General features: G+C 74.6%; 1 protein-coding gene. It reads right to left on the bottom strand.

Annotated elements, in window-relative coordinates:
- On the bottom strand, positions 1-1,257 hold a 1,257-nt coding region (locus B551_RS26715; RefSeq protein ID WP_043441198.1), incomplete at both ends, for a hypothetical protein.

Raw genomic sequence — 1,257 nt, 5'->3', positions numbered from 1 at the left:
TCCGTCGCGTCGCCGTTGGCATTCGCCACGGTCCCCTGCACGTTGGCGCGCGCCTGGCCCGCCGATTCGCGCAGCGTGGCGATGGCGCCGTCGCCGGGGGCACCGGCGCCGCCCTTCTCGCGAGCCCGCAGCCCCTCGACCAGCGCCGCGTCCGCCTGCTGCGAACTGCGCAATGCCTGCAGCGCGTCGTGCTGTCCGCAGGCGGCCGCCATGCGGTCCTGGGCGTCGGCGTAGGCGATGCGCGCCTTCTCGCGGGCATCGGCGCCGGTGGCGCCTTCGTAGGCGGTGCGGGCCTGCTCGAGGCCGGTCTGCACGTCGCGGTATTCGGTATCGATCTCGGCGGCGCGGTCGCGCAGCGCCTTGCGCGCGGCATGATCGTCCTTGGCCGATTGGGCCTCGTTCAGCGCCGTTTGCGCAGCCGTATTGCGCTGCTCCAGCGTCTGCCGGGCCTGCTGGACCTCGGGCGGTTCGGCCAGGCACTGGTTGGCGCGCGTCTCGTCGACGCGATGCTGCTCCTCCTTGGCGGCGAGGTCGTTGGCGGCCACCTGCGCGTCCCAGGATGCCTGCGCCGCGACAGACTGCCGGTCCGCCACCCACCACGCGTCCAGCGCCGCCCCGTAGGCGTCATCGGCCCGCTGCAGCGCCGTGGCATCGCCGTCCGTGCGGGCTTGCTCGCGCGCCGCACCGGCCTGTTCCAGCTCGCGGCCCGTCCTCGCCAGCTCACGCTGCGCGGCATCGCGCTCGTAGCGGCGCCATTCGGTTTCGAGCGCCGCGGCGGCGCTGTCCGATTGCCGCCGGGCGGCACCGGCCGTTTCGCGCGCCTCGTTCAGGGCCTGCTGGTCGGCGGCATTCAGTCTGGCCGGATCGCTGCCCGGCGGGGCCAGCGCCGTCACCGCGCGGTCGGCGGCGGCCAGCGCCTCATCGGCCCGCTTGGCATTGACGTCGGCCACCGCAACCGTGTGCAGTTGCTGCGCGTCGTCGTACGCAGCCTGCGCCGTGTCGACCTTCGCCTGGTTCTGTGGTCCCGGCTCCCGCAGCGCCGCGGCCTTGGCCTCGTCGAGCGCGATGCGCTTGTCGTGCGAATCCAGTTCGAGCGCGGCCTGGTTCAGCTCGGCCTTGCGCGTCGCCGCGGTCCCCTCCGCCGCCTCGGCCTTGGCGATATCGTCGCGCGACTGCGAACGCTCGGCGGCCTCGCGCGCGGCTTCCGCCTGCGCGCGTGCGGCCGCATCCGCCTCCTGGGCCTGGCGCAGCCGCTCG

The organism is Cupriavidus sp. HPC(L), from assembly GCF_000307735.3.
In the GTDB taxonomy this organism is placed as follows: Bacteria; Pseudomonadota; Gammaproteobacteria; order Burkholderiales; family Burkholderiaceae; genus Cupriavidus.
The sequence above is the reverse complement of the archived record's forward strand: the minus strand, read 5'-3'. Positions and strand labels throughout refer to the sequence as shown.